This is a genomic window from Flavobacterium kochi (genome assembly GCF_048286715.1).
Lineage (GTDB): Bacteria > Bacteroidota > Bacteroidia > Flavobacteriales > Flavobacteriaceae > Flavobacterium.
In genome coordinates, this window is record NZ_JBLVPW010000023.1 from 1 (window position 1) to 16,876 (window position 16,876).

Below are 16,876 nucleotides of genomic sequence, written 5' to 3' on the forward strand. Positions count from 1 at the left end.
TGCCGTCAAACGAATGATGAAAAACTCAAACATTTCATTTGAAGAATTAGGTATAACTTAAAAACAACTGAATAGATGGTTTCTCTGAAGAATTAGGCAATATATTATTGTGAAAATAAGTATGTTATATAATTCCTTATAATAAGTTAGATAGAATAGGTGTCCATTTTAACCGGAATAAGATTAGAAATGATAAAAATAAATTTAACTAAATACGATTTATGCTTAATAAAATATCTTTTAAATTTTCAATATTTGCAATTTTAATTATTCTCGGAATGATTATAATATTTCACCTTTCGATACTGAGCCAAATAATTCCATATAATATAGTTTGGGGTGGAAATTTTAAAAATCAAATGGAAATACGCCAAATTGAAATATTTTCAATTTTAATAAATTTGATAATAATTACTGTGATAGCAATAAGAGGAAAATTATTAAAAATTAACATTCCCATCAAAATACTAAATTATAGCATCCGGTTTTTCGCACTGCTATTTGTATTTAATACAATTGGAAATTTATTTGCAAAAACAAACATCGAAACATTCCTATTCACACCGTTAACATTAGTTTTAACGATACTATCTTATCGAATAAGCATAGAAAAAGATTAAAATTCAAAGGCTGCAAATCCTAATCCGTTTAGAATTCTCCATTTGATAAACGGTGATAAACGCACGAATACTTTTTCGGGGGGAGCTTTAATAACTCAGTGTAATAATACGCTGTCTATATTATTTTCTAAACAACAGTTCTAAAAAAAATAAAACGGTTTTCCTAAACTTATAAATCATAGCTCTCAAGATCTAAAAAACAAATCATAATAAATCCCATAATTTCATACCCTTCCATATCTCAAATATAGTTAGGGATGCAATTTTCTCTTTTTTCATAAGATCTAAAAATTCGTTTTTGAAACAATCCAACAGAAATTGTTTTTTATTTTAAACATCATTATAGAATTTTGAAAAAAACTACCAAAATACTATTGAAAAAAGAAAGGAAGAAATAAAAAGCAGCAATAGTTTAAGATTTTTACATATCAGAGTTAATGATTCGTTAAACCAATAGTTTACAATAATTATGGCAAAAGTAAATTGTATATTTGACTGTGGTTTTGATTCATCACTTGAGTAAAACTATCTGAAAAGAAAAGCTGATTCAAATAGTCATTTCATACTTAGCAGTATGAGTTGATAAATGGTAAATCAGAATCTACAATCGGAGACCCTTTAAAAAGGTCTCCTTTTTTTAGTATGTCGGACATGGTCTTCCGTCATTATTGCAAGCCACTTATCCTTAGGATCCTTGACAGCATTTAGGAACTGGTTCACCTTTTCAAAACATCATCCATTTTCAAACGGAAATTGTAATGTAAATGTAAGCGATTATTTCCTTTTGCATTACAAAAATCAATTCGTTTTAGATTTATTAATTTCCCTCTTGATTTACCCGTTCGTTTAAATCTTACATTCAAAAATGGCGAATTGAATTTATATTTCTGTGACATAAAAATTTTAGACTGTGACATAAATACGCAATACGATTGGAATGAAGATGTTATAAATGAGAACTGGAACTCTAAAAATGCCAAAACGAAACTCAAGGAAATACCAAATAAAATGGTTTGTGATGCACTTTTAGAACAGCATATCTTTTCAGGTATTGGAAATATAACTAAAAATAAAATATTATACCATTTGTATATCCACCCGGAATCTGTTATTGGAAAAATCCCTGAAGCTAGCGGATGTTATGATGGACTGAAAGAAACTGACATCAACTTGAATCAAGGAGCAGAATCTACAATAAATTATTTAGTGGCGAGGCTAACTGTTAAAAAAACATTTCAAAAAACACGTAAACATTACAAGACCATTGAAAATCAAACGGAGTTATATTTGAAATTGAATAAGCAAAAATCAATTTGCATAGTGTATTTGTGTTATAAAAATTCTTAGAAGCAACATAAAGACTTTTTTAGATTTTTTTAAATGCCGCAACTGTTACTATACAGAGCGGCATTTTTTATATTCAAAGATAAATTAAACCTAAAATCATTATAATTTTAGAAATAGATTTCCCTTCATCAAACAATAATAACAAAATTAAAAACAGAGAATACTTTTACAAAAAAATACTTTTTAGTAGCGTCAAATATTGAACCCCTTATCATTAAAAATGAAGCAGTTTGTCACCACTAGCCATTTCAAAAAGATAGCTACAAAAAAACTACTACTTTGTTCTATTAGAATTCAATTATGCTGTGCAATACTACCTTAACAACAATATAAATTATTGATAATTAATTAATTACTATAAAAATAGTCATACTTATAATACATGATTCTTTACAAAGGTGGTCTCCCTTGAATAACCCTTAAGATAACTGCAATTAAAGCAATCAACAATAAAATATGTATTAGCCCTCCTGTCACAAATCCACCAAAAAAACTGATTGCCCATATTACAACTAATATTACAGCAATCGTATAGAGTAAATTTCCCATTTTGATTTATTTTTTAAGTCCATTTTTTTTCTTACTTTATAACACCATATGGTATCAAAAACATTCCTTGATAAGGCAAAATTAGCTGGTTTTCATACTTCAATTTCAATACCAGCAGTTATTACCTGCTTACCCTAATTTGTTCTTTGCCATTACAATATTTTTTGGCGTTTCTTTTAGGGTTTTATTTCGATTTGTGTCCTATTTATTACGACAGTAACTTTGAGGCAATAGTAACACTAAAGGTGACTTCCTAAATTCTAATTATTTTTTTATCATAATTATTTCTTTTAAAAGTTATTATTAAATTCCATTCATACAAAGTTACTTAATTATTCACTATGAATGAATTACGTAAACAAAAGGCCTTTTATTAGAAATCACACTGCAAATTATTCAAAAGATTTCTATTTTAATTTCGTCCGTATAATCATTGAGAATAATTTTTCTACCATGCGCTTTTGTATAGACTGATAAATTCAACTCTAGAATAATTTTTACTTGTATTCCACTACAGCAATTGCCTCTTTTTTAAAACTTAAAGCTACTGAATTTCAATATCCTAACCAACACCCAATCGTTTTTACTTTACAGTTAATTTCCCATAATATTAAATTTATTTCGTAAATTTATTTTTTCAATGACTCCTAAGTAATTCAAAATAAACACATTAAAAACCCATCATTAAAAAAGTCTCAAATGAAAACTCCTGAAAATGCTACTGAATCTGAAAATGGCACTATAACCTCTGGGGAAAATCTTTCTTATTGGTTTTCATCGGCAATAAAGCCGCTTGCTTTTGAGAAACTAAACCAGAATATTGATACTGATATTTTAGTTATTGGAGGTGGTATTGCAGGCCTCACCACCGCTTACTGTCTTGCAAAGGAAGGACGTAAAGTAATTTTGGTTGAAGACGGATTTATTGCAAGCGGTGAAACAGGAAGAACTACTGCTCATATTACGTGTGCACTTGACGACCGTTATTTTGAATTGGAAAAAACTTTCGACGAACATACTGCTCAATTAGTAGCCAATAGTCATATGGCTGCTATTGAATGGATAGCAAATACCGTTAAACATCATAAAATTAATTGCCATTTTAAAAGAGTGGATGGCTATTTGTTTTTGCATCCTTCTGATACCAAGGAAACATTAGAAAAGGAATACGAAGCGACAAAGCGTGCCGGACTTATTACTGAGATGCTAAATTCGGTCCCGTCCATTGCAGCTGAAAAAGGAAAGTGGTGTCTTAAATTTGCTGATCAGGGACAATTTCATATACTTTTTTATCTTAAAGGATTAGCTAGTGCCTTTATAAAATTGGGAGGCGAAATCTATACACAGACAAAAGCAGGAAATATTACGACCCATGGTGCCATTGCAAACGGTTTTAAAGTAAAAGCAAATCACATTGTAGTTGCAACTAACACCCCCATCAATGACTGGGTAATAATGCATACGAAACAATGGCCTTATCGCACCTATGTGATAGCTGCCAAAGTTCCTAAAGGAAAACTACCGTATGCATTGTGGTGGGACACTGGAGATTCTAGCTCAAAATGGATCGTAAAGCCCTATCATTATGTTCGTTTAGAAGAGTTTGATGAGCAATATGACCTATTGATTGCTGGCGGAGAAGACCATCGTACTGGACAGGCAGACGACGAGAATATAAAAGAGGAGGATCGTTATATCAAACTGGAAAAATGGACAAAGAAACATTTTCCTGCTATTGAGGCTATTGAATTCAAATGGTCTGGTCAGGTACTGGAACCTATCGATTCATTGGCGTATATTGGCAAGAATCCAGATGAAGATAACATTTACATTATAACAGGTGATTCTGGTAACGGTATGACACATGGAACACTTGGCGGAATGATTATCACCGACATAATTACCGGAAAAGAAAATCCCTGGATTAAAATATACAGTCCCTCACGCATTACACTAAAAACTACTGGTGATTACTTGCACGAAGTGGGAAATATGGTAGTGCAATTCGGAGACTGGTTAACTCCAGAACATATAAAAAAAATAGACGATTTAAAACCGGGTGAAGGTGGGATTATTTCATTCGGATTGAAAAAGATTGCAGCATATCGTGACCAGCAGAATAATCTTCATGCCTTCTCTGCAGTTTGTCCTCACTTAGGAGGGATACTGCATTGGAATGCCGACGAAAAAACATTCGATTGTCCAATGCACGGCTCCCGTTTTACCAATAAAGGCAAAGTAATAAATGGACCAGCACTTTCTGATTTAAAAAAAATATGAGCAAAGAACATAAAGTTTAACATTATAATTGTTTGGCTTATCAAGATATTTGGCCATAAAAAACATCTGTCAGGACCTAAGGCTGGGCAACTAGGAACTAAAATGACCACCATCATAGTTTTATATTCTTTATATCTGGAGTTAACAGGGTTCTGTCGCAGCTGTCGATCATAAATCTACTTAGTTAATGCTTTCAATAGGTTAAGCTACCTTATTGCATCGGAAAATAGCAAAACAAAATATCACAAAACAAAACGAATTAAACATTGATAAACAATATTTTAACTCGTTTATATTAATACTTTACTTTGGATATTATACGCAATTTTATTTGATATGCACATCAGTTATACTGGAGATTATTGAACCCAAGATCACTGCATACTGGAAACTAAGCATAGGTATACAATTGCAAATCAGAACATTCAAACAACTGACAATTAGTCTACTAAAAAAAATAGTGCCATGCTCAAAAAAACGGAATAAGATAGTTGCCCAGAATATCCACCTTGATGTAGTTCTCTCTACAAGACCACGGTCTATTTTATTTTGATGACCACTTTTCCTTTCGTACGTCCACTTTCTACATAAGATAGTGCATCATTAGTTTTTTCAAAAGGAAAGATTTTGTCTATAATCGGTCTGATTGTTCCCGCCTCTATAAGTGTTGTAATTTTGCTTAACTGTTCCCCCTGAGCCCGCATAAACAAAAAGGAATAGTCAACATTCCGTTTCCTTGCTTTTTTGCGTATACCGGCACTTATTAATGATATGATTATTTTCACATACCAGGGCGCATCTATTTCTCTTGCAAAATCAGGAGTGGGCGGCCCGGAAATAGAAATAAGTTTTCCACCGGATTTTAGTATTCGTAACGATTTTTCAAGTGTCTTTTTATCCTGACTGTTCAGTACGACATCGTAATTGCTCAAGCGGTTTTCAAAATCTTCATTCTTGTAATCAATAATCAGATCGGCACCCAGTCCTTTAACCAAATCGAAACTTTTCGCACTTGCGGTAGTAGCAACAGTAGCCCCTAAATGTTTAGCAAGCTGAATTGCAATAGTCCCTACACCTCCGGAACCGGCCTGGATAAACACTTTTTGCCCTTTTATAATTTGTGCTCTTTCAACCAGAGCCTGCCAGGCAGTAAGAGCTACCAGGGGAATGGATGCCGCTTCTTCCATAGAAAGATTCTTAGGCTTGAGGGCTACATCTTTTTCATCTATCGCAATGAATTCTGCAAATGTACCAATGCGGTGGTCGGCTGGTCTGGCATAGACTTCGTCGCCAACTTTGAATTTTTTTACATTTTTCCCAACTCTGATAATTACGCCTGCTACATCGTGTCCCAAAATTAAAGGAAGTTTATAAGGCAAAATCAGCTTGAATTCTCCTGTCTTTATTTTGAAGTCTAAAAGATTTGCCCCAGATGCGTAAACATCCACCAGAACATCATCATCTTTTACTTCTGGTACAGGCATGTCAGCAAGCTGCAACCTCTCATTTTTACTATACTTATCAATTATAAATGCTTTCATCTTATCTATTTTAAAGTTTATTTATTGCTTCAGGCTCGCATATATTTTTTTAGGGTTTACTAAATTGAAAGCTAGTTTAGGAAAAAACCTGCTCACGATATATAATAATTTTGTATCCCCTACACGGATGGTAAACCGATCTCTTTTAACTCCTGAAATAAGTGCTTTTACCAACTGCTCTGGAGTCATTTTCTTATCATTTCTTTGAGCAGTCATATCTGTTGCTACAACCGGAGGCAACAGCTCAAATACTTTTACATTGCTGCCCTGTATCTCCAGATTCTTTCTAAGTAATTGGGAGTAAAAGCTTAAGGCTGCCTTAGTGGCAGAATAAGTTGGCTCTTCCAACGCTGGTACCAAGCTCAAAATCGAAGAGGTGTTGATGATAGCACTTTCCTTTCTTGATTTCAGCATTTCAATAAAAAGATTATTCAGTCTTATAACCCCGAAATAATTAACATTCATTTCATAAATTGCATTTTTGAGAATTTGCTCATTTGCAATCGCAAGATTAAGTGCGGGGGTTCCGACGCCTGCGTTGTTGTATAAAATATCAATACCCCCTAAAGACGCAATTTTATTAAAAAGGGATAAGGCATCCTCTTGATTTTCAACATCGCTTTTTATAGTTATTAGTGATGGGAGTATTTTTTTTGCCGCATCTAATTTGGCCTCGTTTCTACCTGTGATAATTACGTTGGCTCCTTCGGCTAAAAACTGCCTGGCAGATTCTAACCCAATGCCAGAACCACCTCCAGTAATCAATATTGTTTTACCTTTTATTTCCATTGTATTTTTAAATTTGAAATTTATAAATCTTCCTAGCGGCAGTATTTTTAAAATCAACACTAAAGCCTTTTAGGCATGGCACAGATACAAAAATGCAGCAATAAAGTTAAGTATTTTCAAAATAAATCCTTCGTTATTCTATGTACAGAACATTTATTCCGAAAAAAAAGTATCAGTAATTACAGTAAAAAATGCATCCTGTAATTCCTTCTTTTATAACGAAGAACCTAAGTCACCTGTATTATCAAGCCTGTTTGAAAAATTGTTTTGAATCGCCCACCGAGACGTCAAACTGATCTTTCTCTAGTGCCAAAAAAAGTTCATCGGCAACCTCAGCCGGTGGAATACCATTTGCACCGCCTATTTCTGCTGAAAATTCCGTATCTACCAATGGCGGGTATACTTCGTATATCTGAAGATTTTTCTCCTCTTCATAGGTATATCTTAACGCTACGGTGTAACTGTGTAGGGCAGCTTTGGTAGCTCCATAAGTTGGTAGTAATTTGTGACTGCCGAAAACGGCAATTGAGGAGATGTTGACAATAGCAGCCTCTGCTTTCTGCATCAGATGTGGCAGTAAAAGTTCTGTAAAATGGATAACACTATAATAGTTCGTATTCATTTCGATAGCAGCCTTTTCATGTGCATTCGAAATTTCACTCAGCAGATAGCTAAAGGCCGCACCTGCATTGTTAACGATTATGTTCACCTCAGGATAATTTTCCTTTAGTTGCGTCGCGATACGGATTCTATCTGCTTCTAGCGATAGGTCACCTTGTATTGAAACGGCATTATCCAATTGTTTTAACGCGTTATGCAGGCGTTCTTCATTGCGTCCATTGATGATTATCCTGTTGCCTGCGGCATTTAGTTTTTTAGCAATCGCTAATCCTATTCCGGCGCTTCCGCCACTGATAAATACTGTATTTCCTGTTGTTTTCATTATTATATAAATTAAAATTAAAAATGCTCTCTTTATTTATTTATTTATTTATTTATTTATTTATTTATTTATTTATTTATTTATTGTCGGATAATTGCTATATCCTTTTTCGTCTGGTGTATAAAAGGCTTCCTGGCCGGCTGGTTCAGTGATGCATCGGTTATGAGCCATCCTACGATATTCAGGTTCGCCTAAAAGGATACGCCGAAAGAAACGAGATCTCCATCGCCATTATTCTGCTATTGAAGCCCCTGTTGATAATGATTGTACCTTTAACAATTAACGGAAATGTTTTGCAACTGCCTGTAACGCATCTGGATTGTTTAAAACATCCGTAAAGGACTCTATCATTCCCTGGTTAATTTAGTAGCCACCTATCCTAAGTTATTGGAACGACCGCCAGTCACAGGAGCCATAATCACTCGGTTAACTAATTCAATCCTTTAAGGTGTACCGCTCAAAAACTTTTGTATTATTTATAAGATCTATTTTTTTTTAACATTTATACTTTTTAGTCTATTTTATAATATACTTTTTAGTCTATTTTATTCTACAAAAAATCACATAGCGTATTGCTCTAACTCCGACTTTAGACTTTTAATCAAACCATACATGGGTTTCGTTGTATTCATTACCCTGCACATTACCATCCCTCCTTCAACCGCAGCTACCATTTTAAAAGCAAAGACAACAGGGTCGAGATTATCGGAAAATTCACCATTATTAATTCCTTCTTGAAGTAAAGCGGTAATTTCTTCCTGACCGGCTCTAAACACTTTTGCTACTTTTTGTTTTATACCAGGGTAATTGTCATCAGCCTCTACAGCAGCATTAAATATTGGACATCCTCCAGGAATGTATGTTTCGATAGGATTTTTATAAAAATCAATAAATGCAAATACTTTACCCTTTGCTGTCTTACCTTTTGACACTGCAGCCCTTACTTTGTCAGAAATCTTCTTAAGCGACAAGTCGATAACTTGCTCAGACAAGTCTTCCTTATTTTCAAAATGACCATATAGACAACCCTTTGTAAGTTTGGTAGCCTCAAGGACATCATCGATGTTCACTCCCGAAATACCTTTCTCGTTGTACAGTGGCACTGCACTTTCGAGTATGAATTGTTTTGTTTTTTCCGCCTTTGTAAGCATTCTGCCTTATAATTAGATTGTAAATATACTAAAAAGTATATTATACTGATAAATAAAAATAATAAAAATAATAAAAATCAAAAGTTACTTTGCAAACTTTATGCTACCGATGAATAAGGTTTAAACGTAGTTCCTAAAGGTAAATCGGTTTGAAATGTTTTAGAATAGTCCCCTTTTCTGACAATTAAGGGTCCTACGCCATCATGATGAGAGGAATTTGTCCACTAATCGCATGAACTCGTTCGAGTGCGTCCAAATGAGTGCGTGGTTCGCTTGATCCACGATGACAAGCTGTGAACCTGTGATACCTTCATGGAGCATCTTTGCGTGGCGGAGCGGAACTGCCTTATCATTCAAAGCGGCGATGACGAGCGTCGGACATTTGATCTCTGCCAGGTGACGTCTACTGTCGAATGCCATCGTTTCCTTCCACGCAACTACCATCAATTTGCGGTCCTGATCCGCGATGAGCCCAACCACCCAGTCAGCTCGTTCTTTGTCAAGCTGCTGCAAGCCCTGTGAGATGATAAACTTAGCGAATCGCCTCATACCTAGAACACAGATGAGAAGCGGCACAATATGTCCTTCGAGCTTTTCGCGAAAGGACGCCATGTTGAAGGCGTAGGTGCAGGCGAGTAAGAGGTGATTGCACCTCTCAGGATAATCGAGGACCATTTGTTGTGCAATCGCGCCGCCCTGTGAGTAGCCAAGCACAGTGACAGAATCAATACCCAGATGGTCGAGCAGGTGCGATAGATCCGCTGCGAGCTGCGCAGCCGTATACGGAGGTGGAAGTCCACGACTCTGACCGTGGCCGCGCAAATCGGGAACGATTACGCGATGTCGATTTGCAAAATGCTCGATGACCGGCTCGAACATCTCACCAGTAACCATTAGCCCATGCACCAGCAAAAGCGGTGATCCTGATCCGTACTCGGTAAAGTAAAGGAGGTTTGAGGATGTCAATGTAGTACTCATGGCTGTTTCCGTATTAGTTACAATAAATTCCAAAACACATTTTGCTGTTTTTTCTGTTTATTAAAATTACTATTTTTCACAAAGTCTGTAAATTCAATGTTTTATTTCATCTGGAGTACCGATTTTTTTTTGGTACAAAATTTTAAATTTAAATTTTTTCGATTCACTAAATATTAAATAGTAATCCTTATTCTTACCCAATTAAAAGCACCGCATCGGTCTTTGATCAATCATAATTCATTTATGTTGTATTCATACGCTTCTTTTGAAAATGCTGCTTTCATTTTTTCCCTGTCAAATTCTTGTTCATTATTTGATAAAAAAATTGTGGCCACTCCATTTCCTATAAAATTAGTGATTGATCGTGCTTCACTCATAAAACGGTCAACTCCAAGAAGCAAAGCCAATCCTTCGATAGGAATAACTTTTACGGCTGAAAGTGCTGATGCCAGGACTATAAAGCCGCTACCTGTAACTCCGGCAGCTCCTTTGGATGTTATCATAAGAACTCCTATAATGGTTCCCATTTGTCCCCAGCTCAAATCGATATTATAAACTTGCGCCAAAAACAAAACTGCCATTGACAAATAAATTGTTGTTCCGTCTAAATTAAAGGAATAACCTGCAGGAACAACCAATCCGACTACCGACTTGGAGCAACCCATTTTTTCTAATTTCTCCATTAAAGAGGGTAATGCCGATTCTGATGATGAAGTTCCTAAAACGATTAATAACTCTTCTTTTATATAATTTAAAAATTGCAGTATACTGACATTATAATAGCGAAGCATAGACCCCAATACAACGAAAACGAATAATGCCATTGTGATATAAACCGTAAGCATCAGTTTTGCTAACGGAATCATAGTCGCAATTCCGAATTTCCCAATGGTGTAAGCAATTCCGCCGAAAGCACCAATTGGAGCAAAAAACATTACAAAATGAAGTGCTTTAAACACATATCTTGATGAAAAAGTAAGAACGTTTTTAATGTGGTCGCTGTTCTTATATTTATTTAGAAAAATCCCAAAAAAGATAGAGAACAATAGCACTTGGATTGTTAAATTGCTTTTTAAAAAATTTAATAAATTAAAACTTTCTGCACCGGTTGTGTACTTTGAAATTTCTTCATTTTGGGCAACAACAGTTGCAACTCCGCTCCCCGGTTGAATAATCCAAGTAACCGCAACCCCAATTAAAAGAGCAATCGTAGTAACAATTTCAAAGTATAATAACGCTTTTCCACCAACTCTTCCAACTTGTTTTAGACTTCCCATCCCACTAATTCCTAGAGAAATTGTCAGGAATATTATGGGGTTGATAAATATTTTTACAACATTTATAAAATAAGTACCTAATAACTGCATTTTTGTTGCCGTTTCAGGCATAAAATGGCCTAAAATTGCTCCCGAAATTATGGCTATTAAAACCCAGGTGGTAAGATTTGTCAGGATTTTTTTCATTCTAAATAATAATTTGATTTATTTGTAGTTTAACCGTGGAGGCCGTTTTTATAGCAATATAATTATATTTTAGCAATTCAAAGGAATTTTTGACTCTAATAGCATCAGATCAGGAGCCAATCATCAAATCACTCCAGGTTCCGATTTGTATTCCAAATTATCGTTTTAAAATGAAAGTAATTGATCATTGACAACAAGCTTCACTGTTTTAGTTTTTCCCACATTAACCTGCTGTTTCCATTCGACAGAGACATCATTATAAACAGGAAAAAAAAGAAGCAAATTGCTAACATGGTTACTAATCAGAGAAAATTATTGTCAGTTTAACTATTTTATCTTTAAAAAAAATTATATTAGTTAAAAGCAAACATAAAGGATTTCCTAGTAGTTTTAAACAAATAGTAAAAGCAAATTTAAATTGTGTTTAGGGCATGCAATCTGAAATTAATTTTAAAATACAATCTCTTAGGATGTATTTGTTTCACTAATTTATCTATTTTTATAAAACAATAACGATGAAATAAGTACTTAACGTATTAAAAAACCAGAATGGAAAAATTTGCAATGACAAAAGACCTACTCCTTATTTTACAAATGATGAAACAAATAACACTTCCGGGTTATTGCACTTCCGAAAAAGATGCCACATAGGCCCTGTATTATGTACTCCGGATAAATACGACGGGAATTTGTCATAAACAGAACATACCTAGCCTTATTTTAAAAAACAATTACAAATGATTATTATAAATTTCTTTTAAACATGAACACATTCAGAACAAAAAAAAATATTTTTTTATCATATATTGCTGTTTCGGTCAGCAGTTGCACCTTCCTATTTCTTTTAGCCTCCTTCCAAAAAAACGCTGAAAAAGAATATCCATCGCAACAAAAAAAAGTACTTATCTATTCAAAAACAAACGGCTATAGACATGAAAGTATTTTGGCAGGTATCAATGCCATTAAAAAACTAGGTGTTGAAAATAATTTTTTGGTGGATGCAACGGAAGATTCTCTTGATATTAACACCGAAAAATTAAAAAGCTATCAGGCCGTTATTTTTTTAAGCACAACAGGTAAAGTATTGGGAGAAAAACAAGAACTGGCTCTGCAAAAATTCATGAAAAAAGGAGGCGGTTTTGTAGGTGTCCATGCCGCAACAGATTGTGAGTATAACTGGCCATGGTATGGGGCAATGATTGGAGCAAGTTTTGAATCGCACCCAAAGCAACAAATAGCCAAGCTGGTAGTTGTAGATAACAAACAGCTGTCTACAAAACACCTGCCTTCAATATGGGAGAGAAAAGATGAATGGTATAATTTTAAAAATATAAATCCCGAAATAAGCGTACTCATAAAAATCGACGAGTCCTCCTATACAGGTGGGAAAAATAATAACAATCATCCTATGGCATGGTATCATAATTTTGAAGGGGGCAGGGTTTTTTACACGGCTCTAGGGCATACTGTTGAAAGCTACAGCGAACCACTTTTTTTACAACATTTATTGGGGGGTATTAAATATGCTATGAGAAAATAAAAAAGATAACGTATTTTTCCATTGGTATACTAATACCGATGATTCAATAATTATAAAAAACCATTTTACAGGCTGTAAAATGGTTTTTTTTTTTAGAAATAGCGCTAGTTTATCATAAAGTGAAAAAGTTTTCCGCTAAATAAATTGATGGACATGATTTGTTGTTTATTGCTTGCACCATTTTGTTTTTTTTGAGGGAAATGAGTTTAAATATTGAAGTAAAACGTAATTTTGCAGTCTTGAATTTAAGGACAAAGAAAACTACGGCAAAATATGGCTCACTAAAATGTTCTAGTAGTATCCGCCACACGAAAAGAAAAGAAAAGAAAAGAAAAGAAAAGAAAAGAACAATTATTAAGAACATTGAAATAATGCGCTGTTCGTAAAGTGAAGGAGGAAGTTCCATATAAATGGCCAGCATAGATTGATCTCCATTTTTCCTGAGTTTTAGAGCTTCCTCTATTCAAAGACGAACCGGAATCATTTTTATAAAAATCGTAAAAATTGTAGTTTAAATCACATATATTTACATTCTGATTAACTCATGTCAGGCACCTTTGGAGCTTTTCAGACGAACTGACAAACAATCCTTAAAAATCAATTTAAACTATTAACTTAATTTTTCAACTATGATTATTTTCGGAACAAAAACAATCCCATCGGTTATTAAAACTGGAGAATTTAATTGCCCAAACTGTCAAAATAAACAAAATTACACGTTAAAGAGATTTAAAAAGCATTTCCACATTTTTTTTATTCCCTTAATTCCAACGGACAACTTAGGAGATGGTTTAGAATGTGATTATTGCTTAATATGTACCAGGCACAGTACTTTCTAAAGATGAATATAGCCCGGAAAATCCGTTAGGCAATAATTTTTCGGGTAACTATTTAGGCATGAGTCCTACAACTTTTGGAAAAAGATTAGGTGCTTATTTAATCGACATAATATTTATTTATTTTGTAATACTTGCATTAGTATCTTTGAAAGTTGGCATGTTGCTCTCTCTTATTGGTTTTATTTATTTTTTAGGCTGTGACATAGTACTAAAAGGCTCTTCAGTTGGAAAATTAATACTAAAAATTAAAGTTTCTGAATTGGATGAAGACAAATTACCGACAACAATGAAACTATTAATACGAAATGTAGTAAAATGAATTTATAGTTTTTTTCCTCCAATTTATTTAATTGCATTATCGAGTAAAAATGTTCAAACTTTACATGACAAAGCGGCAAACACAATTGTTATCAGTAAACTAGACTATATAAAAACCCAGCCACAATCGAGATAGCTCCGTTAGAAATTGACGGAGTGTACCCCTCACACCACCGTTCCCCTCGCTTCCCTAGGATAAACCAAGCGGATATCAGGTTGGGAAGCGTCTGATGCTCCCAGTGATGGCATTTATTTGATCCCGTTTAGAATATTTTGTTTATGAAATAATTTCCTCTTTGAGCATATTTATTAATCCAAAAAATTAGAAAGTATAAAAAATGAAAACCATTATTGCAATGGAAATTATCAACTTGCTGTTGGAATCGATATCAGTGGTCGCTCCTATTTTGTGGCGACAACAATGAAACAAAAACCTACTATCAATAAGCTGTTACAATTGATCTTGGCAATCGGCTTAATGGGAAAATAAATTTGTATCTGGTAGTTTTGGTAAATCTTAACAATAGGTATAATTTAGTCCCAAAACCTCTTTCAGTAGCGGGATGCTGGGTGCATGCAGAAAAAAAATACGGAAAAAAAATGACAGGAATATTAGCTCAAACTATTACAATAACATCATATGGAAACGAATATTTAAGAACTGGAAAGTCAACTAATTTTAATCTTCAAAATTCCACCTTCCAACATTGCAATTCTGTGGATTTTAGACAAATACGAAAGAAAAACATTTTTACTGCAAAAAAGGAACTTATAGTTGCTAACACCCCAACTGAATGGTTTACAGTATTAAAAAAAGATGGTTGCAATAAACTTCGTCTATATTACCACACAAAGAAATCAGATGACCATAAATTAGCCGGGTTCGTAGCTGGAGGTGGAAATTGGTTTATTGAATGTGTTTACGATAACTACTCTGATTTTTGGTTAAGCAATTGGACCCATGATAAAATCTTAAAAGATAAACCATGGATTGTAACTTATCGAAAAGCAGTTGCTAAACAACCAACTATTAATCTACAATTTGATTTAAGAGATGTAAGAGAAAAATTAAGAACTATCCTTGAACAAATTGCTGAATTTGCATTTAAAGAAACAGCTGAAAATTGGGGTGAAATATTTGAAAAGGCAAAAAAAACACTTGAAAGTAAAAGCCCAGAAACTGGTTTTTACCACAATGATTTAATTGTTCAAGATAACTATGCTCTTGAAAATCGTCAATTATTGATGTCCGCAAGTAAAGCTTTTGTTTTTGGAGGAATGGGTTCCTGGAATGATATATGGTTCGAAAACGAAGAAATAAAGCAGAAATATAACACTTTATCGTCAGGATTATATCGAATAATGATGAAAACAATAGTTAGTTCAATAAATAAGGATAACAATGAATAAGCCAGCGCCTAATAATGCTTCGCCAAGCCTGAAAGACCAACAATGAAGCGGTGTTAAACGGAACCCATGTTCCTGCACTATGCGAAAGTGCACTTGTTACAAAGTCACCACTTTTCATATGATATCGAAAAGACAGTAGTATAATAATGAAATTTAGACAATTAATTATAGGGATCTTATTTATTGGACTTATTTTGTCTTGTGCAAACAAAGGCTCGAGCAACAATTCAATTGCATCAAGCAGGGACGCTATTGTGTTACGTGAAGATTTAAAAAAATATTTTGACAACTGCAACGTAAAGGGTTCAATTGCGATTTATGACAATCACAGCCATAAATGGATTTTATCCGACAAAGTTGGTGCAACGAAGGAGATGCTGCCCGCATCTACCTTCAAAATTATTAACCTGCTTATTGCATTAGAAACAAAGACAATCTTAAGCGAGAATGATATAGTAAAATGGGAAGGAAGAGCAGACACAATCAAATATGGTTCAAGACCCGAAATTTATCACAGTATGACCGCCAAAGAGGCTTTTATAACTTCGGTAGGTTGGGTATTTGTTGAACTAGCAAAAAAATTGGCAAAAAAAATTATAAAAAATATTTGACCATTTGTAATTATGGAAATCTTAACCTTTCTCAAAAAGACGATGATTTTTGGAATTTTGGTAATTTTGCTATTTCACCTATTAATCAGGTAGAGTTTATCAAAAAGCTTTACGAAGAAAAGCTACCATTCTCAAAACAAAACATCCAAATAGTAAAAAAGATAGTGATAACTGAACAAAAAAAAGACTACACTATTCATGCAAAAACTGGTTGGACAAAGGAAAAAGGAATTAATACAGGCTGGTGGGTTGGCTATTTAGAGAATGAAAACGGAACTTATTTTTTTGCGACACAGCTAACACAGGGCAGAAAATCCAATAGCTCTTTTTTTGGAAACTGCAGAAAAGAAATTACAAAATCTATCTTTCAATACTTAAACATAATAAAATAAAATTCCAACACGTAACAGCTACGTTTTATCGTTTCCGAAACAACAGCAGAAACCTGCGTAGGAACCAGTGGTTAATATGTTCTTTAAAAAAGATAGTCCTGCAGA

General features: G+C 34.0%; 13 protein-coding genes and 1 pseudogene. 7 read left to right on the plus strand and 7 right to left on the minus strand.

Annotation, left to right across the window (positions count from 1 at the left end):
* The first annotated feature begins 1,493 nt into the window (after window positions 1-1,493).
* Complete coding sequence (locus ACNQGH_RS17485) at window positions 1,494-1,967, plus strand: hypothetical protein (protein WP_417957304.1); 474 nt, start codon at window positions 1,494-1,496, stop codon at window positions 1,965-1,967.
* Between the two features lie 390 nt (window positions 1,968-2,357).
* Here ACNQGH_RS17485 and ACNQGH_RS17490 read toward each other — a convergent pair whose 3' ends face one another.
* Window positions 2,358-2,516 carry a lmo0937 family membrane protein gene (locus tag ACNQGH_RS17490; protein WP_417957305.1) on the minus strand — a complete coding sequence of 53 codons (159 nt, stop codon included), beginning with the start codon at window positions 2,514-2,516 and terminating at the stop codon, window positions 2,358-2,360.
* Window positions 2,517-3,215: 699 nt separating this feature from the next.
* Between ACNQGH_RS17490 and ACNQGH_RS17495 the strand changes: the two genes are divergently transcribed.
* Window positions 3,216-4,796 carry an FAD-dependent oxidoreductase gene (locus tag ACNQGH_RS17495; RefSeq protein ID WP_417957306.1) on the plus strand — a complete coding sequence of 527 codons (1,581 nt, stop codon included), beginning with the start codon at window positions 3,216-3,218 and terminating at the stop codon, window positions 4,794-4,796.
* A gap of 539 nt (window positions 4,797-5,335) precedes the next feature.
* Here the strand turns inward: ACNQGH_RS17495 and ACNQGH_RS17500 are convergent.
* From ACNQGH_RS17500 to ACNQGH_RS17525, 6 genes are all read right to left on the minus strand, one after another.
* Complete coding sequence (locus tag ACNQGH_RS17500; protein WP_417957307.1) at window positions 5,336-6,337, minus strand: NADP-dependent oxidoreductase; 1,002 nt, start codon at window positions 6,335-6,337, stop codon at window positions 5,336-5,338.
* A gap of 21 nt (window positions 6,338-6,358) precedes the next feature.
* Window positions 6,359-7,126 carry an SDR family oxidoreductase gene (locus ACNQGH_RS17505; protein ID WP_417957308.1) on the minus strand — a complete coding sequence of 256 codons (768 nt, stop codon included), beginning with the start codon at window positions 7,124-7,126 and terminating at the stop codon, window positions 6,359-6,361.
* Window positions 7,127-7,370: 244 nt separating this feature from the next.
* Window positions 7,371-8,069, minus strand: a complete 699-nt coding sequence (locus ACNQGH_RS17510) for an SDR family oxidoreductase (protein ID WP_417957309.1) — start codon at window positions 8,067-8,069, stop codon at window positions 7,371-7,373.
* A gap of 560 nt (window positions 8,070-8,629) precedes the next feature.
* Window positions 8,630-9,220, minus strand: coding sequence for a TetR/AcrR family transcriptional regulator (locus ACNQGH_RS17515; RefSeq protein ID WP_417957310.1), 591 nt, complete (start codon window positions 9,218-9,220; stop codon window positions 8,630-8,632).
* 201 nt (window positions 9,221-9,421) lie between these two features.
* A complete protein-coding gene (locus ACNQGH_RS17520) occupies window positions 9,422-10,198 on the minus strand; it encodes an alpha/beta fold hydrolase (protein WP_417957311.1) in 777 nt (258 codons plus the stop codon).
* Between the two features lie 230 nt (window positions 10,199-10,428).
* On the minus strand, window positions 10,429-11,661 hold the full coding sequence (locus ACNQGH_RS17525; protein WP_417957312.1) for a cation:dicarboxylate symporter family transporter: 1,233 nt from the start codon (window positions 11,659-11,661) through the stop codon (window positions 10,429-10,431).
* Window positions 11,662-12,424: 763 nt separating this feature from the next.
* On the opposite strand from ACNQGH_RS17525, the gene ACNQGH_RS17530 reads away from it, so the two are divergent.
* The 5 genes and pseudogenes from ACNQGH_RS17530 to ACNQGH_RS17550 all read left to right on the plus strand — a co-directional run bounded on the left by ACNQGH_RS17530 (window position 12,425) and on the right by ACNQGH_RS17550 (window position 16,771).
* Window positions 12,425-13,201, plus strand: a complete 777-nt coding sequence (locus ACNQGH_RS17530) for a ThuA domain-containing protein (RefSeq protein ID WP_417957313.1) — start codon at window positions 12,425-12,427, stop codon at window positions 13,199-13,201.
* A gap of 629 nt (window positions 13,202-13,830) precedes the next feature.
* On the plus strand, window positions 13,831-14,040 hold the full coding sequence (locus ACNQGH_RS17535; RefSeq protein ID WP_417957314.1) for a zinc-ribbon domain-containing protein: 210 nt from the start codon (window positions 13,831-13,833) through the stop codon (window positions 14,038-14,040).
* 58 nt (window positions 14,041-14,098) lie between these two features.
* Entirely contained in the window at window positions 14,099-14,359 is a 261-nt protein-coding gene (locus ACNQGH_RS17540; RefSeq protein ID WP_417957315.1) for an RDD family protein, read from the plus strand.
* Window positions 14,360-14,958: 599 nt separating this feature from the next.
* A complete protein-coding gene (locus ACNQGH_RS17545; protein WP_417957316.1) occupies window positions 14,959-15,768 on the plus strand; it encodes a hypothetical protein in 810 nt (269 codons plus the stop codon).
* A 146-nt stretch (window positions 15,769-15,914) separates the two neighbouring features.
* Window positions 15,915-16,771: pseudogene (locus ACNQGH_RS17550) on the plus strand (penicillin-binding transpeptidase domain-containing protein).
* Window positions 16,772-16,876 lie beyond the last annotated feature (105 nt).

Bases quoted from the DNA above. Each gene is read 5' to 3' on its own strand.
- ACNQGH_RS17495 (WP_417957306.1), top strand. From the start codon at position 3,216: ATGAAAACTCCTGAAAATGCTACTGAATCTGAAAATGGCACTATAACC.
- ACNQGH_RS17545 (WP_417957316.1), top strand. From the start codon at position 14,959: ATGACAGGAATATTAGCTCAAACTATTACAATAACATCATATGGAAAC.
- ACNQGH_RS17490 (WP_417957305.1), bottom strand. From the start codon at position 2,516: ATGGGAAATTTACTCTATACGATTGCTGTAATATTAGTTGTAATATGG.
- ACNQGH_RS17505 (WP_417957308.1), bottom strand. From the start codon at position 7,126: ATGGAAATAAAAGGTAAAACAATATTGATTACTGGAGGTGGTTCTGGC.
- ACNQGH_RS17515 (WP_417957310.1), bottom strand. From the start codon at position 9,220: ATGCTTACAAAGGCGGAAAAAACAAAACAATTCATACTCGAAAGTGCA.
- ACNQGH_RS17530 (WP_417957313.1), top strand. From the start codon at position 12,425: ATGAACACATTCAGAACAAAAAAAAATATTTTTTTATCATATATTGCT.
- ACNQGH_RS17500 (WP_417957307.1), bottom strand. From the start codon at position 6,337: ATGAAAGCATTTATAATTGATAAGTATAGTAAAAATGAGAGGTTGCAG.
- ACNQGH_RS17535 (WP_417957314.1), top strand. From the start codon at position 13,831: ATGATTATTTTCGGAACAAAAACAATCCCATCGGTTATTAAAACTGGA.
- ACNQGH_RS17520 (WP_417957311.1), bottom strand. From the start codon at position 10,198: ATGAGTACTACATTGACATCCTCAAACCTCCTTTACTTTACCGAGTAC.
- ACNQGH_RS17510 (WP_417957309.1), bottom strand. From the start codon at position 8,069: ATGAAAACAACAGGAAATACAGTATTTATCAGTGGCGGAAGCGCCGGA.
- ACNQGH_RS17525 (WP_417957312.1), bottom strand. From the start codon at position 11,661: ATGAAAAAAATCCTGACAAATCTTACCACCTGGGTTTTAATAGCCATA.
- ACNQGH_RS17540 (WP_417957315.1), top strand. From the start codon at position 14,099: ATGAGTCCTACAACTTTTGGAAAAAGATTAGGTGCTTATTTAATCGAC.